This window comes from Oleiphilus sp. HI0061 (assembly GCF_001635675.1).
Genome location: NZ_LWFE01000506.1, coordinates 1 through 787, shown reverse-complemented (window position 1 = coordinate 787; position 787 = coordinate 1). Strand labels below are relative to the sequence as shown.

The window sequence follows — 787 nt, the reverse complement described above, 5'->3', positions numbered from 1 at the left end:
TGATCGTTACAGTTGGTACAATACTGACGCAAGCTCAAACGGTGGTTCGGAAGGTTTTGCAGATAGCAGAGGAGAGCAATGTTTTGCCTATAACGAAGACGAACCGGCTAGCTACTGCAACACCGAAGCCTTTGTTAACCGTATGAATGAAGCCGGCTGGTGTGGCTATGCCGACTGGCGACTACCTAATCGCAAAGAGCTGCTCAGTATCGTTGATTACGGTAATGCTAAACCCATGCTCGATACTGATTACTTCCCTTCCAATGCAGCCTTAACCTGGACATCTAGCCCTTTTGCACTCGGTACAAGCAGTGCCTGGGGAGTAAATTTTTCTCATGGTAACTCTTATAGCCTCGATAAACGCAATGTAAACCAGGTACGACTAGTAAGAGGTGGTTATGAATAAATATATTTGCTTAGGGCTTCTAACACACTCTTTGCTTTCACTTCCTGTCCTGGCACAGGAATGTAGTAGCGATACCATTGCCGAAACGACGCCTGCAACACAATTTGTTATTCACGGAGACGGCACCATTACCGATACCAGCACGGCACTAATGTGGAAACAATGCTTGGAAGGTTTAAGTGGCACTCAGTGTAATACCGGCATTCTCAACGAGCAGAACTGGTCAGGAGCTCTTCAGATCCCTCGTAATATAAACGCGACAGGAGGTTTTGCAGGCTACGCCGATTGGCGCCTTCCCAACCAGGCAGAGTTAGCCTCTCTGCTAGAAGACCAATGCGTTGAGCCAAGTATTAATGCGACGGTTTTCCCCAATACTGCCAA

The 787-nt window shown here is 47.4% G+C and carries 2 protein-coding genes; both read left to right on the top strand.

From position 1 onward, the window contains the following. On the top strand, positions 1 to 406 hold a 406-nt coding region (locus A3735_RS06725), incomplete at its 5' end, for a DUF1566 domain-containing protein (RefSeq protein WP_156499470.1). Then, positions 399 to 787: DUF1566 domain-containing protein (locus A3735_RS06720; protein WP_156499469.1), on the top strand; the 389-nt coding region annotated here is incomplete at its 3' end. The genes A3735_RS06725 and A3735_RS06720, both read left to right, overlap by 8 nt.